The sequence below is a fragment of the Oscillospiraceae bacterium MB08-C2-2 genome, assembly GCA_035621215.1.
Classification (GTDB): domain Bacteria; phylum Bacillota; class Clostridia; order Oscillospirales; family Ruminococcaceae; genus WRAV01.
The window spans coordinates 32708-53777 of the sequence record CP141730.1 but is presented as its reverse complement, the minus strand read 5'-3'; the positions used below and the strand labels follow the sequence as shown (position 1 = coordinate 53777).

The 21070-nt window shown below is 44.2% G+C and carries 18 protein-coding genes and 1 tRNA gene; 8 read left to right on the top strand and 11 right to left on the bottom strand.

Annotated features, from left to right (window positions below; translation table 11 throughout):
• Positions 1–350 precede the first annotated feature (350 nt).
• The 4 genes from U6B65_14905 (at position 351) to U6B65_14890 (ending at position 2690) form a co-directional block, all read left to right on the top strand.
• Positions 351–1613, top strand: a complete 1263-nt coding sequence (locus U6B65_14905; protein WRS28983.1) for a DUF1576 domain-containing protein — start codon at positions 351–353, stop codon at positions 1611–1613.
• 9 nt (positions 1614–1622) lie between these two features.
• A complete protein-coding gene (locus U6B65_14900) occupies positions 1623–1964 on the top strand; it encodes a hypothetical protein (GenBank protein ID WRS28982.1) in 342 nt (113 codons plus the stop codon).
• Positions 1965–2040: 76 nt separating this feature from the next.
• Positions 2041–2367, top strand: coding sequence for a FlxA-like family protein (locus U6B65_14895; protein ID WRS28981.1), 327 nt, complete (start codon positions 2041–2043; stop codon positions 2365–2367).
• Between the two features lie 237 nt (positions 2368–2604).
• A tRNA-Leu gene (locus U6B65_14890) sits at positions 2605–2690 on the top strand.
• Positions 2691–3539: 849 nt separating this feature from the next.
• Here the strand turns inward: U6B65_14890 and U6B65_14885 are convergent.
• Positions 3540–4358 carry a DUF932 domain-containing protein gene (locus U6B65_14885; protein ID WRS28980.1) on the bottom strand — a complete coding sequence of 273 codons (819 nt, stop codon included), beginning with the start codon at positions 4356–4358 and terminating at the stop codon, positions 3540–3542.
• Between the two features lie 156 nt (positions 4359–4514).
• Here U6B65_14885 and U6B65_14880 point away from each other — a divergent pair, with 156 nt between their 5' ends.
• The 4 genes from U6B65_14880 (at position 4515) to U6B65_14865 (ending at position 9248) form a co-directional block, all read left to right on the top strand.
• A complete protein-coding gene (locus U6B65_14880) occupies positions 4515–4709 on the top strand; it encodes a hypothetical protein (GenBank protein WRS28979.1) in 195 nt (64 codons plus the stop codon).
• A gap of 157 nt (positions 4710–4866) precedes the next feature.
• The gene (locus U6B65_14875) at positions 4867–5664 is read left to right on the top strand and encodes a Ku protein (GenBank protein WRS28978.1); all 798 of its coding nucleotides are present in this window, start codon (positions 4867–4869) and stop codon (positions 5662–5664) included.
• 2 nt (positions 5665–5666) lie between these two features.
• Complete coding sequence (locus U6B65_14870) at positions 5667–6614, top strand: DNA ligase (protein ID WRS28977.1); 948 nt, start codon at positions 5667–5669, stop codon at positions 6612–6614.
• 195 nt (positions 6615–6809) lie between these two features.
• Positions 6810–9248 carry an SIR2 family protein gene (locus tag U6B65_14865; GenBank protein ID WRS28976.1) on the top strand — a complete coding sequence of 813 codons (2439 nt, stop codon included), beginning with the start codon at positions 6810–6812 and terminating at the stop codon, positions 9246–9248.
• 11 nt (positions 9249–9259) lie between these two features.
• Here U6B65_14865 and U6B65_14860 read toward each other — a convergent pair whose 3' ends face one another.
• From U6B65_14860 to U6B65_14815, 10 genes are all read right to left on the bottom strand, one after another.
• Entirely contained in the window at positions 9260–9499 is a 240-nt protein-coding gene (locus U6B65_14860) for a hypothetical protein (GenBank protein ID WRS28975.1), read from the bottom strand.
• Between the two features lie 13 nt (positions 9500–9512).
• Entirely contained in the window at positions 9513–10739 is a 1227-nt protein-coding gene (locus U6B65_14855; GenBank protein WRS28974.1) for a DNA polymerase IV, read from the bottom strand.
• Between the two features lie 381 nt (positions 10740–11120).
• A complete protein-coding gene (locus tag U6B65_14850) occupies positions 11121–11846 on the bottom strand; it encodes a helix-turn-helix domain-containing protein (protein ID WRS28973.1) in 726 nt (241 codons plus the stop codon).
• Between the two features lie 20 nt (positions 11847–11866).
• Positions 11867–13681: a type IV secretory system conjugative DNA transfer family protein gene (locus U6B65_14845; GenBank protein ID WRS28972.1), complete on the bottom strand. Its 1815-nt coding sequence runs from the start codon at positions 13679–13681 to the stop codon at positions 11867–11869.
• Between the two features lie 74 nt (positions 13682–13755).
• A complete protein-coding gene (locus tag U6B65_14840; protein WRS28971.1) occupies positions 13756–14445 on the bottom strand; it encodes a hypothetical protein in 690 nt (229 codons plus the stop codon).
• A 127-nt stretch (positions 14446–14572) separates the two neighbouring features.
• The gene (locus U6B65_14835) at positions 14573–15529 is read right to left on the bottom strand and encodes a hypothetical protein (GenBank protein WRS28970.1); all 957 of its coding nucleotides are present in this window, start codon (positions 15527–15529) and stop codon (positions 14573–14575) included.
• 74 nt (positions 15530–15603) lie between these two features.
• A complete protein-coding gene (locus U6B65_14830; protein ID WRS28969.1) occupies positions 15604–16083 on the bottom strand; it encodes a hypothetical protein in 480 nt (159 codons plus the stop codon).
• 16 nt (positions 16084–16099) lie between these two features.
• Positions 16100–19846, bottom strand: coding sequence for a MobP3 family relaxase (gene mobP3, locus U6B65_14825; GenBank protein ID WRS29029.1), 3747 nt, complete (start codon positions 19844–19846; stop codon positions 16100–16102).
• Complete coding sequence (locus tag U6B65_14820; GenBank protein WRS29028.1) at positions 19843–20235, bottom strand: hypothetical protein; 393 nt, start codon at positions 20233–20235, stop codon at positions 19843–19845. The genes mobP3 and U6B65_14820 overlap by 4 nt, the downstream gene beginning before the upstream one ends.
• Before the next feature lie 219 nt (positions 20236–20454).
• The gene (locus U6B65_14815; GenBank protein WRS29027.1) at positions 20455–21069 is read right to left on the bottom strand and encodes an HD domain-containing phosphohydrolase; all 615 of its coding nucleotides are present in this window, start codon (positions 21067–21069) and stop codon (positions 20455–20457) included.
• Between the last annotated feature and the right edge of the window lies 1 nt (position 21070).

Genomic DNA, 21070 nt, shown 5'->3' with positions numbered 1-21070 from the left:
ATATTACCAAAATTATACTTGTTTTTCCTGCGGCTGTAAAGGATGGTAATGGAAGAACCGTCCAAATTTGAAGTTTTTTGCCAGATATTCCGAAACGCAGCATCCCCTTTTATTCGAGCTACTTTATAGTAGAATCTGCGTCAGACAGTCGCAATCTCTGCCCGCATACATAAAAAATTGCTTTGTTTGATCTGCAAACAGCTATACATTTCCGCATTTATCCCGCAGATTTTACAGCTTTTTATTTTTTATGATCTATGCTATACTTATTTTATTTCACAACAAAGTATAAAACTGTTTGATTTTTTGAAGCGCCTTTGCTCTTATCCAGTGAAGAATGGGGTTTGCCTATGCATCGACAAGCACATTTTCACCGGCGGTTGTATCCGCCTTACATACTGATTCTCGCCAGCCATGTCTTTTTTCTTATCGCTGCCTTTGTGCTGGATACACCCCAGAATATTTGGCAGGGCTTTTGGCGCATTCAGTTTTCACGCAGCATTTTGATCACCGATTATATGCAGATTGGCGGTGTGGGAGCCACACTGGTCAATGCCGCCATTGTAGGCGGCTTTGGGGTATTTCTAATGCTTCTGGCAGGTGTCAAACCCAATGGCGCTACCATTATGGCTTTATGGCTGACATCGGGCTTTGCCTTTTTCGGCAAAAATATTTTCAATATGATCCCCCTGATTGTGGGGGTGTGGCTTTATGCCCGTTATCAGCGTGAGCCTTTTCTCAACTATTCCTTGGCTTCCCTGCTGATTGCCACTTTATGCCCTGTGGTCAGTGAAATCAGCTTTCTTGGGGTGTTTTCCCGTGGACAGGGGATTGCCATAGGGGTTCTGCTGGGCATTGCCATTGGGTTTCTTTTCCCGGCCATTTCCTCTTATGTGGTGCGGGTGCACGATGGTTATAACCTTTACAGCATGGGCTTCGCCGGTGGTTTGATTGCCATGTTCCTCATTTCCATACTGAAAAGTGTAGGGATTGTGGTGGAACCGGAGCTGCACTGGCATACCGGTAGCAACCTGCCTTTTGCTGTTTTTTTGTATATTCTCTCGGCGGGTCTTATTGTGGCAGGCTTTGTTTTGGGTCGGGGGCAAAAACACGGAACGAACCTAAAAAAAATGTATTCACTTTCCGGCCGGTTGGTCTCGGATTTTCATCTGCTTTTTGAGGAAACTATTTATATCAATATGGGGCTTCTGGGATTTTTCGCCACCACATTGGTTCTGGCCTTGGGAGCCGATCTCAACGGGCCAACTATAGCCGGTATTTTTACCATTATTGGCTTTGGAAGCTTTGGCAAGCATCTTAAAAACTGTTTGCCTGTGGTCGCGGGAGCGGTTTTGTGCGGCTATTTTAACACATTGGGCTTTACCAGCCCCAGCAACATTCTGGCTATTTTGTTTTCTACCGGCCTTGCACCCATTGCCGGGCATTTCGGATGGTTCTGGGGTGTTGTTGCCGGGTTTTTACATGTAAACATCGTGATTCACGCCGGTTATTTAAGCAATGGCTTGAATCTTTATAACAATGGCTTTGCCGCGGGCTTTGTGGCATTGCTGCTGGTGCCTGTGATTTTAACTTTTAAACGAGTGGAAGAATAGGAGTCAGAGATGAAATTTAAATTTGAAAAACAGCTTCGGATCATCGAAGATTTAATGACATACTGTCATTTCTTAGGTTCTCATGATATGAATGTGGATTTAAAAGCCACCGAGGGTGCCTCCCATTTTATTATACGCGCTCACATCCCCCAGGTATCCTCTCAGGTGTTGGATGAAATTCGTTTGGAGCTGAACCGCCCCCGCCAGCAGGAAGTGGAACAAAACTACTGGGGCCTGACCAGCGAGGCGGAAACGGATTTTTCCCTCATGCTGGTGGGTGTCATGGTGGATGAATCACAGGTGGATTATAACGATGGCATCCTTACCATCCACACAATTCGCTATGATTAGACTTTTTTCGACAATATTTTAAGCTTATTTTAAGCTGGGAGGCCTATCCTTATTGTAATAAAGGAGGTCTACAGCATTGAATATTACAGGTGTAACCGGTACCTATTCCTCAGACGGCAGCTCCAGCATATCTAAAATCAGCCAGCTTCAAAAGCAGATTGCTGAAGTGGAAAAAAGCATCTCAAAAATCAACAGCGATGATAGTCTGGACGCAGAGACAAAATCCCAGCAGCTTGCCACTTATCAGACCCAGCTGACCCAGCTTCAGGCACAATTGGCACAGTTGCAGAAGGAAAGCGCCTCTTCTTCTACCAGCCAGCAAAGCAGCAATGCGGCCACAGCACAGGAAGCCTCTAAACTCGGGCACTTCGGCTCTGGTCAGTTTATGGATGAGCAAGCCTGATTGATTGTTTCAACTACCCGGTATACAACAGAGCAGAGAGCTCCTACCTCGCGGGAACTCTCTGCTCTTCAATTTATATATAGGCCCTGATCAACTGTAAAGCGCACAGAATCAAGGTCTTATGCTTATCCTCAAAGTAATTGTAGTATTTTGCAAATAAAAGTAATATTATTCTTGACATACACCCCACTTGCTGATATAATTTAGCTTGCACTTGCGAATTAGCAGTGTTCATATGCAGATGTGGTGGAATCGGCAGACACGCTATCTTGAGGGGGTAGTGCTCACAAGGCGTGCGGGTTCAAGTCCCGCCATCTGCACCAAGAATTATATTGTAGAAAGGTCTATCTTTGGATAGGCCCTTCTGCAATATAACAAGTATATAAAGGGAGGGTGTGGATGAGACACCCAACCCTATTATATAAATGTTTAGACCGACACCAAAAGCCACCTATGGTTAGTAGGTGCATAGCTCCTACACGGAGCTTCCCCCCCATCCGGACAGGACTGCCATTGAACGCAGAAGTATCATTATCCTTTTTACTGGGTCTTGGCGGTACGATTGACCGTAATCGTTTTTCGACCAGATATTGTCGCTCACTGTTCGTATTCCAGATCATAGCGTATCTGTCGGTGCCGCTTTCCGTTTACCACGGTCAGTAAAAGAATGTGCAGTTGATGCCTTTTCTTCTGTTTTCAAGGTTCTCCAGTAGGTTGGCAGTGCTTCTCAGCAAGGCCTGTCCCGCACAGCAGTCCAGTTTTATTAAGCGGTAGCTGGATGCTGGATCTATTTAAACGCATGGAGCGTCTAAACCAAAAAAGCACAAGAGCCCACAGTCGTTACCACACTTTGCCAGCGAGGATAACATCTGTAAGCTCTTGCAATCTATCTTCAGTCATGATAAAATCACGACAAGAAGGCTCTCACAAGTCTTAGCAGATGCGTTGGACATCTCTAAGGCGCAAGTCTGGTTGCTGCGTCAACAGTGCCAGACTGTGGGGGTCTTATTTTTTTGTCAAAATATTGTTCTTGCCCCCTAGTGTAGCAGAAACGCTTTCCAAGCGCAATACCTTTTTTCTGTTAGGTTTCATACCTTTTTGGAATATTGCAAGGGAATTGCGATAAAAAGAAAAAATAAGGGCAGGGAGGGAAATTCCCTACCCTTATTCTATCAGGCCTTATATTCAGCCATTTTGTTAGCTAGAATCCAAAGAGCTTTGTTGAGTTTTACGTCAGTGTCTATGGACTGTACCTTTCTGGTACTGGTCTTCTTGCCATTGGTTGTTCTGCCGTGCAGGCCGCCCTTAATCATATTTTCCTGCACTCGGTTAAATGTACTCCATATGCTGTCTTTCCGATCTTCGTAGCGCCTAGCCTGTAGGAGCTGATCGGGTTCAACGGGTGCATAGTCTTCATACTTCAAAGCCAGTGCCGCCTGAGCATAGGCCGCTTGCTCCCCTTCTGTTAGCTGCAAGGATTTCATTTTCTCAATTTCTTCGGCGGCGGTATCGTAATCTTCTAGGATTGTGTAGGCTGCATCGATTACATTGTCGGTAATATTACCCCGGTGAGGAATACGCATATCTTGGATAGTATCGCCTGTTACCATGCCATTGTGACAAACAAATCGGAATATACCAGCCAGCATCTGATAGGAACTGGTGCCATCATGACTGTTAATAAGGATGATCTCGAAGGCCTCAGGGCCGGTGATTTGGCCTGCTTGACGAAGTCTTACCATATGCTTTGTAAATTCGCTCTTTCCTTCAATTCGACTTCTGGATTGTGCTGCCATGAAAGGTTGAAAGCCTTCATTTCGCAAGCCATTTAGCACCTCGATGGTGGGAATGTAGGTGTAACGATCGGAACGGCTGCCGTGCTTATCTTCTGCAAATATTGAAGGGGCAACCCGAAAGAGCTGATCATCCGTTAAAGGTGTATCCAATGTCATTGTTCTTGTTCCGCTGCCAAATCTTGTTGCTAGTGCCATGATGTTGACCTCCTTGGTTTATCTTATGTATTCATTATAACATACATGTACATGTATGTAAATTGACATTCTATCCAATTCTGCTCAGTAAAATATGTAAATAAAATACATGTACATGATTTTAAATTTATGCTATAATTCCTTAGAGGTGATCTTATGGCACGACCTAAAGTTAAAACAAATGCTGAGATTAAAAATTCTTTTGCTAAAAAAGCCTATGATGATATTCGTCTACAAGTAAAAAAAGGACAGAAGGAGATAATAAAAGCCCATGCCAAATCAAAAGGCATGAGCTTGCAGGGGTACATTAACAAACTAATTGAGGAGGATTTAAGTCATTCAGAAGAGTAATATCGTCTACACGTTTATATCTATCTCTTATTAATGATTGGTTACTCAGTAATCAGTCTTTTTCTACTATTCCTATCCGTCCCCCTATGGCTCTCCAGTGGGGGGATGTTTTTCTGTTGTTAATCCGGTAATACTACTCCTAAAAGGAGGTATTGCTATGGCAACAAAATCAGCTATTTCATTCGGTCTTGTCCATATTCCTGTTTCCTTACACACCGCCACTCAGGATAATGATGTACACTTTAATCAGCTCCACAAAGATGACAACAGCCGCATAAGGTATAAAAAGACTTGCGGCCACTGTGGCAAAGAAGTGACTACTCAGGACATCGTCAAAGGTTTTGAGTATGACAAAGACCAGTATGTGATCGTGACCGATGAAGAATTTGAAAAGATTAAGACAGAGAAAGACCGCTCAATGCAGATTATCCACTTTACAACACTGGATACAATCAGCCCAGTATATTATGACAAAACATATCATGCTATCCCCGAAACGGGCGGAGAAAAGGCATTTGAGTTGCTTCGGACGGCTATGATGCAGGAAAAAGTTGTGGCCGTTGCCAAAGTGGTGATGGGTACAAAGGATACTTTAATAACCCTAATACCCCGTGAAGATGGTTTGCTCTGCCAAACCATGTTTTTTGCAGACGAAGTAAAGGCGCTGCCTAATTATATCCGCCCCGAGGTAGATGCTCCGCAATTGCAAATGGCCCAAACCTTGATTAACGGAATGAAACAGGATTTTGCTCCAGAACAATACAAAGACGAGTATCAAGAAAAATTAAAAGATCTAATATCCACTAAAATATCCGGCAAAGAAGTTGTGGCTGGAACCTCTGAACAATCTTCCGGTGGCAACGTTATTGACATTATGGAAGCACTACAAAAAAGCATTGAGGCAACGAAAGAAAACAAGCCAAAGAAACGTACCACTAAGAGCAAAGGCGCATAAAAATGGCTGATATCTTTGAAGATAAAAGAGTTACCCCCATGCTGATAGCAGAAGAAAAGCCTGCTTTTGATGATCCAGAGTGGCTTTATGAGCTTAAACCGGATGGAGTGCGGTGTTTTGCTTATTTGGACACATCTGGGACTATCCTAAGGGACAAGCGCAACACGGATAAAACCGCCATATTCCCGGAACTAGGGGGCATGAATAAGCAAATTACAAGGAAGAGAAAATGCCTACTTGATGGCGAGATCTATTTTGCTCTGGGACGAAAAGAAGATTTTTATGAAGCCCACCGCAGATCTCTTATGAAAAACAACTTTAAAATCCAGCTGGCAGCAAGCCAAGCACCTATTAAATTTATGGCATTTGATATTTTATATTGGGACGGTAAGGATGTATCCACACAAAGCCTCTTGGAACGTAAAAGCCTGCTGCAAAAGGCTGTAAAAGAATCTGAGGGATTTGGTGTATCCCGCTTTGTAAGTGGCCAAGGGATTGCCTTATACAATGCGCTGGAACCACAGGGTTTTGAGGGGATAGTTGCCAAGCGCAAAGACAGCAAATATTACTTTGGCAAGCGCACAAAGGATTGGATAAAGTGCAAAACACTATTGGATGACGACTTTGTGGTATGCGGCTACTATCAAAAAGCTGAAAATCTAATCAGCGTCATTTTAGGTAGTTACATGGGCGACAGTTTGGTTTATCGAGGACATGTGGTCATGGGTGTATCCCGTCAAGATTATAAGCAAATGACTAAAGCAACCAAGTCGGCAAAACAAAAGTACTATGCTGATTTTCCTGATTTTGAAGGTGCTGAATGGTTGAAACCGAAGCTGGTTTGCACAGTGCGCTTTATGGAATATACCCCTTCTGGTGGTTTGCGGCAACCGGCCTTTAAAGGGCTGCGTGATGACAAGGTCCCAGAAGATTGCAAAGCCCCGCAATAATGCGGGGCTTTTTTATGCAGGTATTCGTTTGAGCTGAATGTTTTGCCTTTTATGAACTAATTTATGCTTTGTTATTCATATATTACCACCCTTGCCTATACTGTTTAGGATAGGGTATAATAGTATATATTACCAAGTAATTATCATTAATAAAATGAATTAGTAGATATTATGAAAAAGGAAGGGATACTCAAAATGAGCGTAAAGAGCTTTGAATATGAGAGAATATTTATTGACATGGTAGAGCAAAATCATCTAAATTTATTTTTAGGTGCTGGCTTTTCCACTTATGCCAAAAATGAAAATGGTGATTTTCTTCCTTTAGGTTATAAAATAAATGAAACTCTAAAAGAATGTTTTGATATAAAAAGCAAAAGAAATTTAACTTTAAGCCAAACCTGCCAAAAAATCAAGTTGAATCACAATGATACTTTATGTCGCATTCTGAGAACAACCTATAAAGTAAAGGAATTTGATTTAAAATATTTAAAGATCAATAGATTACCTATTAAGAACATTATATCTACTAATATAGACGATTTAATAGAAAAAATATTTAGCCATAGTGACTCGAAAGTTGATATATCAGATGTCAATATTGAAGGCTATATTGACAAAAGTAATATAATTAACTACTTTAAGTTACATGGCTCTGTCACCTATCCTATTGAAAGCAGACTATCTTTCACCGAACAAGAGTTACATAGTTTATTCTCTCAGGATCATACGTTGTTTTCTACAGTTAGCTATAAAATGGCATCTTCGCCATGCTTATTTTGGGGTACAAGTTTAAGCGATAGCAATACAATTCAATTATTATCTCAGGGAGAAGAATATAACAAAATTAAAATGCCAAAATGGATTGTCGTTTATCCAGAAGAAGGATATGAAGAATTAGTAGAAGAATATCACGAAAAAGGTTTTTATGTTATAGTATCTGATACATTGGATTTAATAGATTACTTAGACAACTTGCCTTTATCCAAAATATCTAATGATGATAAGTATATATACCACGAATATCGTGATACATTTCCAAATAATTATGTCTGTAAAGAATTAGTAAAAAAATCTTTGGCTCGACCGGTAACGGATTTTTTCCAAGGTGCAGAACCACAAATCTCTGATATTAAATCCGTAAATGTCAAACGCACCTCTTATTTTGCCAAAGCTTTTAATCTTGTTCTAAAGAATAAAATAACATTAATTACGGGGATTCCTGGTTGCGGCAAATCTACTTTACTTTTACAATTAGCTTTGGCAAATGAAGTTTCTGGGCGTAAATTTTGGTTTAATGGGATGATCGAATCAGAGGCTAAACGACTTGCTAATTTAGTATCCAACGATACAAACGTCACAGTGTTTATGGACAATTTATATAGTAATTTAGATGCTTTTAATGTTCTTAAAGAATATAGCAATATTAGGCTTGTAACTACCGAAAGAACATTGAACTTCGAGTTCGTCAAGAACTCTTTATCAATTGAATCTAAAAGCATTTTAGATATTAGTGATTTAAATATAGAGGATATTCATACTCTATGCTCTGCTATGAACAAATCAAGCCAAGATGCAATGAATTTGATTAAGATCAATGCTAATGTTTCTCTTTTAGAGATAGTCTTTTACTCATATAAAAGTATCACGGTTAAAGAAAGGATAACTGAATATATAAGAGCACTACAAAATTATCACAATAGTGGTTGTCCTATAAATTTGCTGGAATTATATGCACTTGTAAACTATATTAGCTATTGTGGCACCTCCACCTCAATGGATATGCTTTATTTTTACTTTTCCTGCGAAATCAATTCATACGAAGATATTCTACTTGCATTACGTAAAATGAACAGTATCTTGGTAGAGATTAATATGAGTGATGATGATTATGTAGACAATCAAGATTATGTAATTATGAGAAGTAAGCTGTACTCTGAGGTGTCTTTGTTTTTAATTCCAAAACACATTCTGAGTAAGGTTCTTTTTGATTTTCATGAAAGGGTAAGCAACAGTATCATTTATAGGTACGATATTTTTAAAAAAAGAGCATATGATGCTGACATTACTACAAAAGCGTTTGATAAACAGGCTGGTATTCAATTTTATGAGAGTCTTATTAGAAAGAACGTTAACCCTTATCTTAGACATCAATATGCACTGTTTTTACAAAGAAAAAGGGATTTTGATCTTGCTTGGACTCAAATTGACAAAGCATATACTGATTGTAATGGTAAAATCTTTACAATAGCAAATAGCCACGCCATTATACTATTTGAGAAAAACATAAATATCATTCCAATAAATGACCAACACAAGCGCCAATTACAAGAAATTATTAATCGAACATTTGATACATTGGAATATTGCATTACAAGAGATGTCAAGGTTAATTATCATGTCTTAATTTATAGTAGAAATGCAATAGAATACTACCAAAAATTTGGATATGATGAAAATTCCAAGAGATTTATACTTAATGCAAATATACAAATGAATCTAATACTTCATTCAACCGATTTTATATATCGAAAACTCAGATCACAATTAATAGCACTGCAACAAGAAACAAAAGAAATAATGCAAATACATAATTTTAATGATTTGGAAGCGAAAGAATGTTCTGCATTGGTTTAATCTTTGAGTAATTATCCTTTGCCCTCCACAAACCAGCGGTTTTCCTCCAAAAAAAGAAAGCGTTGTTTGCCTGAGATCCGGCAAGTATATCGGATACCGCAGCCTCCTGCCTTTAAGCTGGCGGCTGGCCGCACATCCAGAATTCTGTCTATTTCAAATTCCCTCCCATCCTCCCACTGGATCGCCAGCGGGAGGATGTTTCCGTTTATGTCAAAACTGGCTGTCACATCCACAAAAACCTTGCTTGACATAGTCTAGTGCCTCCTAGAAAAAACTTATCGGGTGAATAACGTGATCGGTTTTGGGTGCAAAGCCGGTGAGCTTGGTATCCTGTAGCACAACGCCCCGCTGTATACTGTAAGGCCCGAATCGCTGGCGCAGGATATCAACCGCCCTTTCTATCTTTTCTTCTTTATCGGCTCGGCCACTGTCTGCAAATATGTCCAGCTGCACTGGTGCAGAATCCAGCATAAAGTCAGTTGCTTTAATTCCAACGCTCCGAATGCTATGTTTCCAAGGATACAATTGCCGGAATAGCTCCATGGCTGTTTTAGCAATGTCGGTTACCAGCAAGGTGGGTTGCTTAGTTTTCCCTTGTTTGCCATAACCTATAAGCTCAGAATCACTGACACTGATAGCAACAGTCCGGGCCTTAAAGCCATGTTCCCTCATTCGGGCCGCAACACTCTCGGCCAGCACATAGACCAGCATTTTAACCTCTTCTTCATTTTCCACATCCCGCATAGTCGTTTGACTATGGCCGATTGATTTAATAAAACTCTCTTCCCCACACTTGGACACGGGGGATATATCATAACCATTGGCAAAAGTCCACAGGAACTCTCCCCATTTACCTAAGCGGGCTTTGAGCCATGCCGGATTCTCCTGCGCAATAGCTCCAATGGTATCGATGTAATGGCGGTGTAGCTTTTTACCGGTTTGTCTGCCCACGTAGAGCAGATCAGAAGCAGGCAGACTCCAAGCCACCTGCTTGTAGTTTTCTTTGGAAATGATTGTTACAGCATCGGGCTTTTTAACATCACTGCCCAGCTTGGCAAAAATTTTGTTCCAACTTACTCCAACAGAAACCGTAACGCCTAATTCAGCCTTAATCTGATTCCGGATTTTATTAGCGATTGTTTCCCCGCTGCCGTAAAGACCGGTACTGCCGGTTACATCTAACCAAGCCTCATCGATGCCGAACGGCTCTATCTGATCGGTATATTTGTAATAGATGTCTCTGGCCATTTGGCTGAAACGCAAGTAACGATCAAAATTAGGAGGCACAAAAACGATCTTAGGACATTTTTGCCGGGCCTGCCATAAAGCTTCACCAGTTTGCACGCCAAACTGCTTAGCAATTTGGTTCTTCGCCAACACAATCCCGTGGCGCTGCTCTGGATCGCCACCGACAGCTACCGGAAGCTTACGCAGCTCCGGGCGGTACAGGCATTCGACAGATGCGTAAAAATTATTCATATCCACATGCAAAACAGAGCGATCCAAAGCAATTCACCTCTCAAATAAGAACACTTGTTCCTGTTTAGTATAGCTAAATTCTAAAATAAAACAAGAGGCAATTGCTGGAACTCTGAAATCCCTGCATATTTTAAGCTTTTACAAAACATTCGCTAATTTACCTAATTAGGTTTTAGGGGGGCTGTCCCCCTCTGGAGGGCGTTGCCCTCCATTCACCTCCGCACCCGCAGGGGCTGTTCTTTTCTGAGAGACATTTTGAGGAGAAAATCAAACAAAATATCTTTGGGTTTTCACCGGGATAGATATATAACTTACAGGTATAACTGTATTTTCTTTTCTTTACTGTCCGTAACCTAAGTGGGTATAAATACAGATGCCCAATTATTTACCCACCTAAATTCTCAAAAAAACAGCTCGACCCGGCTTTGCGCAAAAAAGCCAGACAGCGCTGCTAATTTTGGGTGTTGTAATCGGCACCACCATTTTGCGCTGAAAAGAAAAAAAGGCAGCCCAAAGCTTCTCTGCGATGGACTGTCTCTTTCTTTTGCGATACCGGGTTAGAAGCGCTTGCCGCTCCCGGATGGTAAGTACTCGAAAATTGTTGCAGCCAAAAGCCCCACAGAGCTTCAAATAGTGCTTTTTATGAAGAAGACACAATCTTGACAGAGCTTTAATGGCCATGCGAATTCTCGGCTCAGAAATGCCACAGCCATATGCTATGGTGCTGGTGGAAGGAAACCCCTTACCCTTCTTATTGGCACAGCGGAGTATGTACAGGTACACGGCAAAATCACTTTTATTGATTGGTAGGCTGAATATTGCTTTTGGGAGCCTGAACCAGCCGCCCGATGGTCGGCAAACACAATAGCTGTTGGATACACGATAGCCACGAAAATACCGCTGCCGTTTTTCAATAAGCTCCTTTTCATCCAGACCGGCCAAAGCGGCCATGACCGTGTTACGGGAGAGCCCCACAGCGGCTGCAATGGTGCTTTGCTTGATCGTTACATAAGGGAGCAGCCAGCATTTGCTGGAGAGATAACAATACACCAGCAGCTCGGAGCTGGTCAAGCCGTACTCAAAGATACTATTACTGATCTTTACAAAGCCTTTTTGCATAGCCACTCACCCTTTCTTTTTTAGTCGAACATGCCTACCTCCAGCTCATACTCAGAACCGTGCACTTGGTTACGGATCTTATCGCCGGTTAGGTATTGTATCTCCATGATCTTATTCCGGCCACGCCCCGAATTGTAGGAGACAAATTCGGGCAAATACTCCAGATAAATGGGGAGATGGGAACGGATCGGCCAGTGACCTGCCTTGTTGATCACCCATTCTCCCCGGCGCAGATGTATTATTTGATCTGGAGATAGCAAGGGCTTTCGCACCATGCTCAAGGTGGTAGAGCCTCCCTTTTCGCTTTTGGTAATACTTCCGCTTTGCACGGTCTGGTCACCAAGAGCCTTACTGAATTCCTCCGCTGTTGGCCGGGCCGCCGGTGCTACAAAGGTAAACATCACCACTTGGCAGCTATCTTTAATGATCTGTGCCTTAGTCTTGCTGTAGCGCTGCTCCATCTGGCTGAGGCTTTGCAAAGCAACCAATGAGCGAATTCCCCGGCTACGGGCGGCGGTAAACAAAATATCAATATCCTTAATGGGCGGCATGTTTCCCCACTCATCCCAGAGATTTAGCACAGATCGTGGAAGCTGGCCGCCTCTCTCTTCTGCATAACCGATCAGCTCATTGATCAGATTGCGGATAAACAAACTGGCGAAAAAGTGGCGGGTTGTGTTTTCATCCGGGCAGATCAGAAAAATAGCCGTAGGCTGCTCAATAAAGCTTTTGGCATCCAGCTCCGGAGAGTGGCCGCAAACCAATTGCTCCAGCTCAGCATCGATGAAGGATACCAACTTCCCCAGCGCCGAAGAAAAAATATTCATGCTGGTTCGCACATCAGCCTTCATGGAGGCTCCGACGAAGTTGATGATGCGGTCGTTGTCCACGTTTTCCAGAAGTTCATCCAGTTTATTCTTCTGCAAATCCTGTGTACTGCCATCATCTAGGCCATTCAACTCAATAATAAGCTTAAATACCGATATGATGTGCCGCTCACTCTCTGCACCGTATTCCGACACCAGCAGAATCAGGCCGGTGATTAGCCCCTTGGAGGTTTCGGTAAAATATTGTGAAGTTTCGTTTTGGTTGCTGGTTTCCACATTATCTACAATGGAGCTGGCCACAATTTTGGCGTGGCGCTCTGCCTCTGCATAATACAGCACTCTATCCTGCTTATTATCCGCAGCTTTGTATTTATCAATGGCTGCATTAACGTTATGGATCAGGTTGTTGCGGTAACTGTAAAGTGGATTGCGGAAATCCAAGTACAAAACCCGGTAACCGGCCTTGGTCAGATTTTGGCCACAGCTCCGCAGCAGCTCCCCCTTGCTGTCGGTGAGGATCAGACTTGCTCCTAATCCTTTGGTATTAGCCAGCACCCGGGCGTTGTACTCCACCGTTGGAATATATACGTTCTTGGTCTTACCGGCTCCGGGCGGCGCAACCATTAAGGCGGTGCTGTCGCTGGGATCGATAATCCAGTGGCCATCCTCAATACCAATCACCAGACCCGGCACTGTCTCACGGCCCATGGGTACATTCAAATAGACTTTTTTCTTTTCGGCGGAAGTAGCCCACCGGGCATTACCATGTTGGCCGTCCCCCACCGTGGTGGAGGCAATATTCAGTGTGCGCATGTTGATAGCCAAAAAGGCAATCCCCGCTGCCACAATGCACTTGGCATACCATAAAAACGGCAGGCGGCTCACCACCGTAACAAAGCTAAAATTCCGAAGGATCTCCGAAAGAGAAAATATAATGGTGAAAAGGAAATACACTCCTATAAAACAGAAAATAAATAAGGCAGTTTTGAAGCGATTAATGGACTTCATAATTAATCCTCCTGCTAAAAAGATAAAAGCGTCAGCTGCTTTCACAGTTGACGCTTAAAAAATTGATCTGTTTTTTATCTGTCAAATTCCATAGTAGGGCCAGATCTCCGGGGCTTTGGTTTCGGCGCTGGATGGAGCATCTGTTCTATCCGATCCCCTAAGCGCTGATTTGTCTCAAGGAGACTTTGATTCTCCCTGTTAAGTGTTTGGTTCTGATTCCTTGAATCATTCAGCTTTTCAGTCAATTGTTCATTTTGCTGCTTGAGTCTATCAATTTCTTCGGCTTTACTTTGATTTTCTTGATTGACACGCAAAAACTCCTCGTGCAAGCCTTTGATAGAATCCACGCTATTGGTAACCAATGTATCCAGACTCTTCTGTTTTTCGGATAGTGCCTCATATCGCATTTGCTGCTTTGCTTTTTCTTCAAGAGTATAGTCATACACTTTCTGAGCAGTATTTTTCGTTTCCTGTGTGACCTCTATTATTCGGTCTGAGGTACGAATCGACTGCTCCTGTTTGACCTGCAAAACATCAAGCTTATCGCCCAGTCCCCCATGTTCTCTGGAAAGGCGATTATGATCTTTGCAAAGAGAATCACCCGAAGAAGAAAGGTTCGATTTAAGATTCTCTATCTTTTCCAGAATAGTTTTGGTTTTACCAAAGTATGCAAAATAGGAGCCAACTAAGGCGACTACGCCAGTGATAACCGCTGCAACAATCGTTTCCATCCACCACACCACTGAATACAGAAAATTCAGCATAATACTCACTCCATTCTATCTAAATTTGAAGGGCAGGTCAATCTTTACTGCTATTTTCTGTTAGCTTTATTCTTTCGGTTCTTAAAAGTTGGCTCCGGGTCCTGTCTCTTGGCTGTTGACATCCCTCCTAATCCATATCCAGCATAAAATTTGCATTTATATTCCGCTGGGCCTCCTGCTGCTGCCGGAAAGGGACTGTTTCCTCTGTCGGTATGCGGGCAATCTCTGTTTGCAGCCCTCTGACTGTAAATTGAAAAGCTTTTTGCATCCGGTCAAAGCTACTCTCCAAGCTATAGGTTGTTTGATCGATCCTTTGGTAACACTGGGTTATGGTCTGTTGATGTTCTTCCCCGGCAGGGAGGCCCAATTGATGCAGAAGCATGACAGAAAGGCCCTCAGCTTCAAACTCTTTCACTGTTGTGGGTTGGGTGCTGGTCTTGGTCAATAAGCCAAGGGACAGCTCGTGACATAGTGCCGATAGCTTGCGGGTGTCCTTTAGCTGATTGGACAGCGTAATCTCATTGGTGCCGGGGTTATAATATCCACCAAGGCCAACGGAATGAGCATCGGCAAAGCCAACCCTAAACTGGGATTTTTCTGCAAATATTCGCAGGCTGTCAAAAAGCTGCCGATGATCAAAATTCTGGTACCCCCTGTTATAAAATCGAGGGTAATCATCGAGAGGGCAGGTGGTCTGGGAAATATCAAAGACACGACCCAGCCGGTATGCGATCGTATCTTTGGTTGGAATATTCCCGATAGCGATATCTCGTTTTTCCTGATCGGTGGCATTGCTGATACCTACACGGTCGCCGTCTGGCCGTACAAAGCTCTTGGAAATAACGGGTGCCCATATGTAAAGTCCCTTTTCGCCTCTCTTAACTGAATACCCCTGTTTGCGCCATTCCTGCTGGCTGGCCACGTGGGTGGCATAGCGATTTTGAACATGAATGGACATTGTATTTTTAAAGGTGTACCGATTAAAGTTAGCTTGGTACCATATCAGTTCTGGAATGATTTCTGGATCTCTTTGATAAGCTTCAATAGTATCTTCAACCACATTTCTTAAATCTTCAAATTTCATTTTTCTTTCCTCCGAAAAAGAAAAGAAGCTGCCATAAAGCAGCCTCTCTTGATATGATTGTTTATGTAATGGGGTTAGATGATGATATGGCCATCTTCGGCCAGTTGGATATATGAAGCTCGGGAAAAGGTGTTGGCGCTGACATGTGTCAGTGATGGGAGTGTGTTCTCATTGATATACGCAAGCTGCTGGCCTTTAACGATAGCATAGGTATCCTGTTCCTTGACGTAGATGGTATATATGTCCTTCTCCACATCCACCGACACGGGAGCGATACCAAAGGGCAGCAGCTGTTTGGACAAGGCATCAAGCTGCTTAATTTGTACAAGCTCCGGAAGGCCATGACATTCTTTTAGGTATTCAAATTCCTCAAAAAGTCCGTACTCAAAGAGATCCTGCTCACCTTCCTCTATTTCGTAGTAATGATACCCTAGGCTGGTGTAGCAGATTATCTTGCCGGGCAAATAAAAGCAGCTGTAGGTTTCCGGCTGCTCGAGGCAGCGCTTTTCAAAGTCGGAGAATTGCATAGTTAATTCGTTTGGTGTGTTCATCATTCATTTCCTCTCATTTTTAGTATTCATATTGTGTGGATATATTTTTCCTTTTTCGCCTCTGATGGATAAATGGGTGTTTCCGCTTGTGTTTTTGCTCCGGGGCACCGCTCCGGGCGGTGTCAGCCTGTGTGGCCAGCAATGCGCCAAGGCCATAAATCAGGCTGTTGCAAGCCGCTTTCATCCGGTAACTATAAAAGTCGCAAATGATTTCATCCATTTTCTCATGGACATTCCCCACCGTTTCTCTAACATATATCGTATCATATTTGTTCTCACCGCAGGCGTAAAAAAAGCGGTCAAAAAGTTCTTGAAACTCTTCTGCCGGGTAAACAAAACCTTTCTGCCCCATCCTATAGGAAAAATCAGCGCATAGGGTATCCCTCCATTGCAATAAATTCACGGATTTGGTCGATAGCGTGGCAAGCAGATCATCAAGGGCCTTCACATCTTTGGGCTTCTTGAGCACTGCCTCCAAAAGTGGCTCAATGGCTTTCTTGTGATAAATCACAGCGTGTCGCAGCTCCTTGAACAGAGCGGAGCGGTATTCCTTGAGGAAGTCCTTCATTTCATCAAAAACATGCTTCGCCTGATTGGTTTGGAGGTCTTTGGCGAAGTTTTCAATAAAAGAACGAATCGGGCCATCTCCATGATAAAAGTCATGCTCTACACGGTGCAGCAGCTCCATGGCCCTATTGGGATCGTCACAGTACTGGCCGATGGCCTGCTCCCAATTGCTTTTTGCAACATTCATCAAATTGTTGATGCCATCGTTAGAGATTCCGGAGAGAAGCGCAGATGCCAATTTTGCGCATTGCTCTTGATCCGGTGTTTCTTCTTTGAGAGCCTTTTGCAATTCTTGGAGCTGTGCCAAAATCTCCGAATCGTTAAGGCCTTGGCCCAGCCGGTAACGCATGGCCTTGTACAGTGTCCCCATGATTTCCTTGTGCTTAGAAGGGATCTGCCGGTAATACTGCTCCGACAGGGTATTGGCAAACCGTCCCATAGACCAGTACATGGAAAGGGAACTTTCAGCGGAAAACAAAGCCTTTTTGTACTGCTCAATCCAAGTCCGGGCCACCTCGGCTCCCATTTCACCCTTGAGCCGCCTGTAGACGGCTTCGGTGGTATCGTCCACCAGTGTGTGAAAGCTCTGATGGGTATTGTAGAGATACTGAAACACAGCAGCCAGATGTTTTTGATCCTGAGTTGAAGCATACTGCTCCAGCTCCCGGCGCACCAATAAAGAAGAAAAAGTGTCCTGATCGGTGAGGCATTGCCGCAGGGAAGAATACAGGCTGTTATTCAGTTCTTTGTGGATCTCCCTATCTCTGGTTATCTGGTCGTAGACAAATTGCTCATAGTTTTTTGAAAACTGCACGATACTGAAATGGGGCCGCATGAGCCGCTTCACTTCCCTAAGAGTACGATCCAAACGTTTTTTGTACTCCACAGCATGCTCCGGCATATATGTGTCCAGAACCTCGCCATAATTGGCCTTGTATTCCTCAAAAGCTGGGGAAACCTCCGGATCTTGAACCAGTGTGCCGAAAAGAGGCTTTACCAGCTCACAAACCTTTGTGTTTACCTCATCATCCTCCAGATAGGGGCTGATGGTTTGGATCTCCCGCAGCACATCCAAAAGCTCATTGCGGTTCTTTTTATCATCATACAGATTTCGGAAGCCTTTATATAGGGCTTTATTCAGCGGACGGTTAAATTCACTAAAAGCCTCCAGCAGTTGGTAATACTGCTGATCCTCCAGCGTTTGAGCAAAATAGGTGATGTAGCTGTGTGCTTCATTTGTGCGCTCTAGGCTGTGCATATTCTGTCGGAAATTTTCCAGATACTCTTTAGTAGCCACCCTTCCAAACTCGTTCACCAGCGCCGCCTCGGATGCCTCAAACATAGCCTCAATGCTGTTTGCCAGCTCCCCATCCGTACTGCTGAGCATTCCGAAAACATTGCGTATATGATTTTTGCAGGCGGGGGAATACTGCTCCTTTTTCTCAAAGGAGCGAAGCTGCTCCATTTCACCCAGCACAGACTCCTGAAGGGAGGTATTGGGTATCTTGGGGTTAAAAATCCCCGACAGCGTTTTGCGGTAAGCCTTGGAAAAGGCCTTATTGTTCAGGCACCCGTGCTGATCCTTTAAAAACTCGGCCATGGCCTTGTAGCTGGGCTGTTCATTGCCGGCTAACAGTTCGAGGCGTTGAGTGGCAAGCTCCTTTTTTCTTTCTTTCGCCGCTGGCACTATCTCTGGAAAATAGAAGACCTCCCGTTCCGGGGGAATATCCTCGGGCGAAAAAGAAAAATCCTCCCAGCCGGTTGACACTTCGGGAGGCGGCATGGGAGAATCGCTTTTTTCTTCCTTCGCTGCTGGCTCGATTTCCGGGCCGGGGAAGAACTCTCTCTCTGGAGGTGCATCCCAATCCCCCGGCATGGGGATATCATCATTGTTTCCGCTTGACAGCTCACCGCCAACCGTGGGAGAATGCCCATTTTTCTCTTCGCCGCTGGCCACGTTTTCGGGCGGGGAAAAATCCCCCACGCTTACCGCAGCCTGTACAATAACGTTGTGGTAGAGCTTCAAATCCCCCTTGCCCGGCGCAAAAAAGCGCCCGGCGAAATCCTCCAGTTTCTTCTGCACTTTGGCGGGATCGGCAACATATTGTGCAATCATTTCACCCTGAATACCTAAATAGTTTTCATACAGAGCCTGCATGTCGCTGTCCTTCTCTATGATCCAGCGCAGAATATCATCTGTCTTTACCTTGACCGCTGGCGGCAAATATTCGTACTGCATTTTCCCGCTCAGATCGGCAAGATCGGAGGACAGGGCAAACAGCTTTTCTCCCAGCTCGGTCTGGCTGTAATCCTTGGCGGCCAGATTCCCAAGGGACTGCTTAATTCGATCCCGCAAAGCATCCCGGGTTAGAGTCTTCTCTTTCTTGAGGGCTGCGGTATCATCCTTAAAAATAGAGTTGTGCAGAGTGGATTTCAGCTTTTCAGTGGCGGCCAGCATTCCCTCCTTGCCGCCTTTAACAAAGCCTTCATTTGGGTCTTTGCTGTAAAAAAGCAGATGGACATGGGGGTTGTCGGTGTTGCCATGGTAGGCGCAGTTGATCACCATATTTTCAAGGCTAATGTTATACGCCTTGGCGATCACCGGCGCTTTGTTCCGGACAAGCGCCGCCCACATGTGCCGCTGGTTGAAGCCGGTGCGTAGGGCATCTCCTTCATCCAACGAAAGGATATGCGACCACTTTCGGGAATCGTGGTACTGTTCCCCCAGCTCCTCCGCTTCGGACACCGGTATATCCCCGGTAAGGCCAAATAGACCATGGCCGTCTGATTTTTCCACACCCGGCCTGCCCTCGATGTATCCCAGATAACGAAAAAAATCCAAATCCTCCGTTTTGTGATACTGCTTCCCATCGGTGTTAACAAGCAAAGCATCGTCTTGCACAGTCTCCAGCTCCTGCACCGTCACAGTGGTGGTCTTTGCCTCCGTTAGCTTGCTGTAGGCCTCATAGGTGATTCGCTTGCTGCCTCCATCTTTAAAATCCAGTTGGATAGCGGCCACGCTGTCCTGCTGGCCGGTGGTCAGCACGATCTTCTGATCGGCCGGAACCTCCAGTGTGGTGCCATCTGTAAAAGCAATGCGCTGCCGGTCAATTTTGTTCCCGGCGTAGTTGAGCACATTGAAAAAGTGGGTGATGTCTTTGAGATACCCACTTTTGCAGATCAGCTTGGGGCTGCTCATTCGTTGGCCTCATCCAATCTAAAAATGCGCTGGCTCTGCTTCAAAAAATCTAGGGCTTGCAATCGGTACCGGTACAGATCCGCTTGCTTTACCTCCAGACTGTTGGCCAGTATCATATTTTGGATGGCGGCCTGAACCGCCAGCTCTGAGAGCAGCTTGTTGGTTTTGCGGTTGATGTTATTTTCAGCCATTTGTAAAGTTCCCTGCACAACGTGGAGTATCTGCTCATTGATAAAAGTAGACTTGTGCTGCATGTGGTGGTAGTCCCGGTAGAGTTTCAGGGCGGTTATTACCACCTGATTTTCGCTCTGGCGAAGCTCTGCGGCTACCGACTTAATATCATCCACCAAATTTTCGTCGATCCGGTATGTACGTTTACTCAGTCCCATGATATTCCTCCTTTTCTTTAGTTTTGGTGTCCCTGCAAAACTGATGCTACAGGATAAAGGGGTATGGCATAAATGCCATACCCCACCACCTCAGCCTGCAAAGCAGGCTGATTTATCTGTCGGCACAAGCGACAGCACAAACGCTTAGATTCCGTTCGTTTTTCTGGCACTAACCAAGAAAAACTGGATTATAAAAAGCTTATGCAGTCGGCAGCCTTCTTATAAAGTGCTGGCACACATCAAGTTAACGGCTGTATTATAGGCTTTTTCGGTCGGCACGATGAATGTGAACGCCTCCACAATTACAGGATCAAATTGGGTACCCTGACCTGCCTTTAAAATGCTCAATGCAACCGGCTCGGGGTAAGGAGCCTTGTAGGGCCGAGTATGGGTAAGAGCATCGTAAACATCCACTACAGCCATAAGGCGAGCAGGATACGGTATGTCCTTTCCAGCAAGTCCATCCGGGTAACCGGAGCCGTCCCATTTTTCATGGTGATGCATACAAATGGTTTTTGCAAAGCTCAGCTGCTGGGGTGTCAGTTCCAAAAAATTCTCCGTAAGCTGCACCCCAAGCATGGTATGCAGCTTAATCACCGAATACTCTGATTGAGACAAACTACCCGGTTTAAGCAGGATACTGTCCGGTATCATGATCTTGCCCAGATCGTGGAGGACAGCAGCATATAAGATGCACGCCTCCTGTTCGTGGGTATAGTGCACCTCCAGCTGACCGCTGTGTCGGAGCTCACGGATCAGCCGAGCCAGCAGAGCAGAGGTGCGCTGCGCATGTGAGAATTCCTCCCTATTCCTGTAGATTTCTAAAACATCCAAT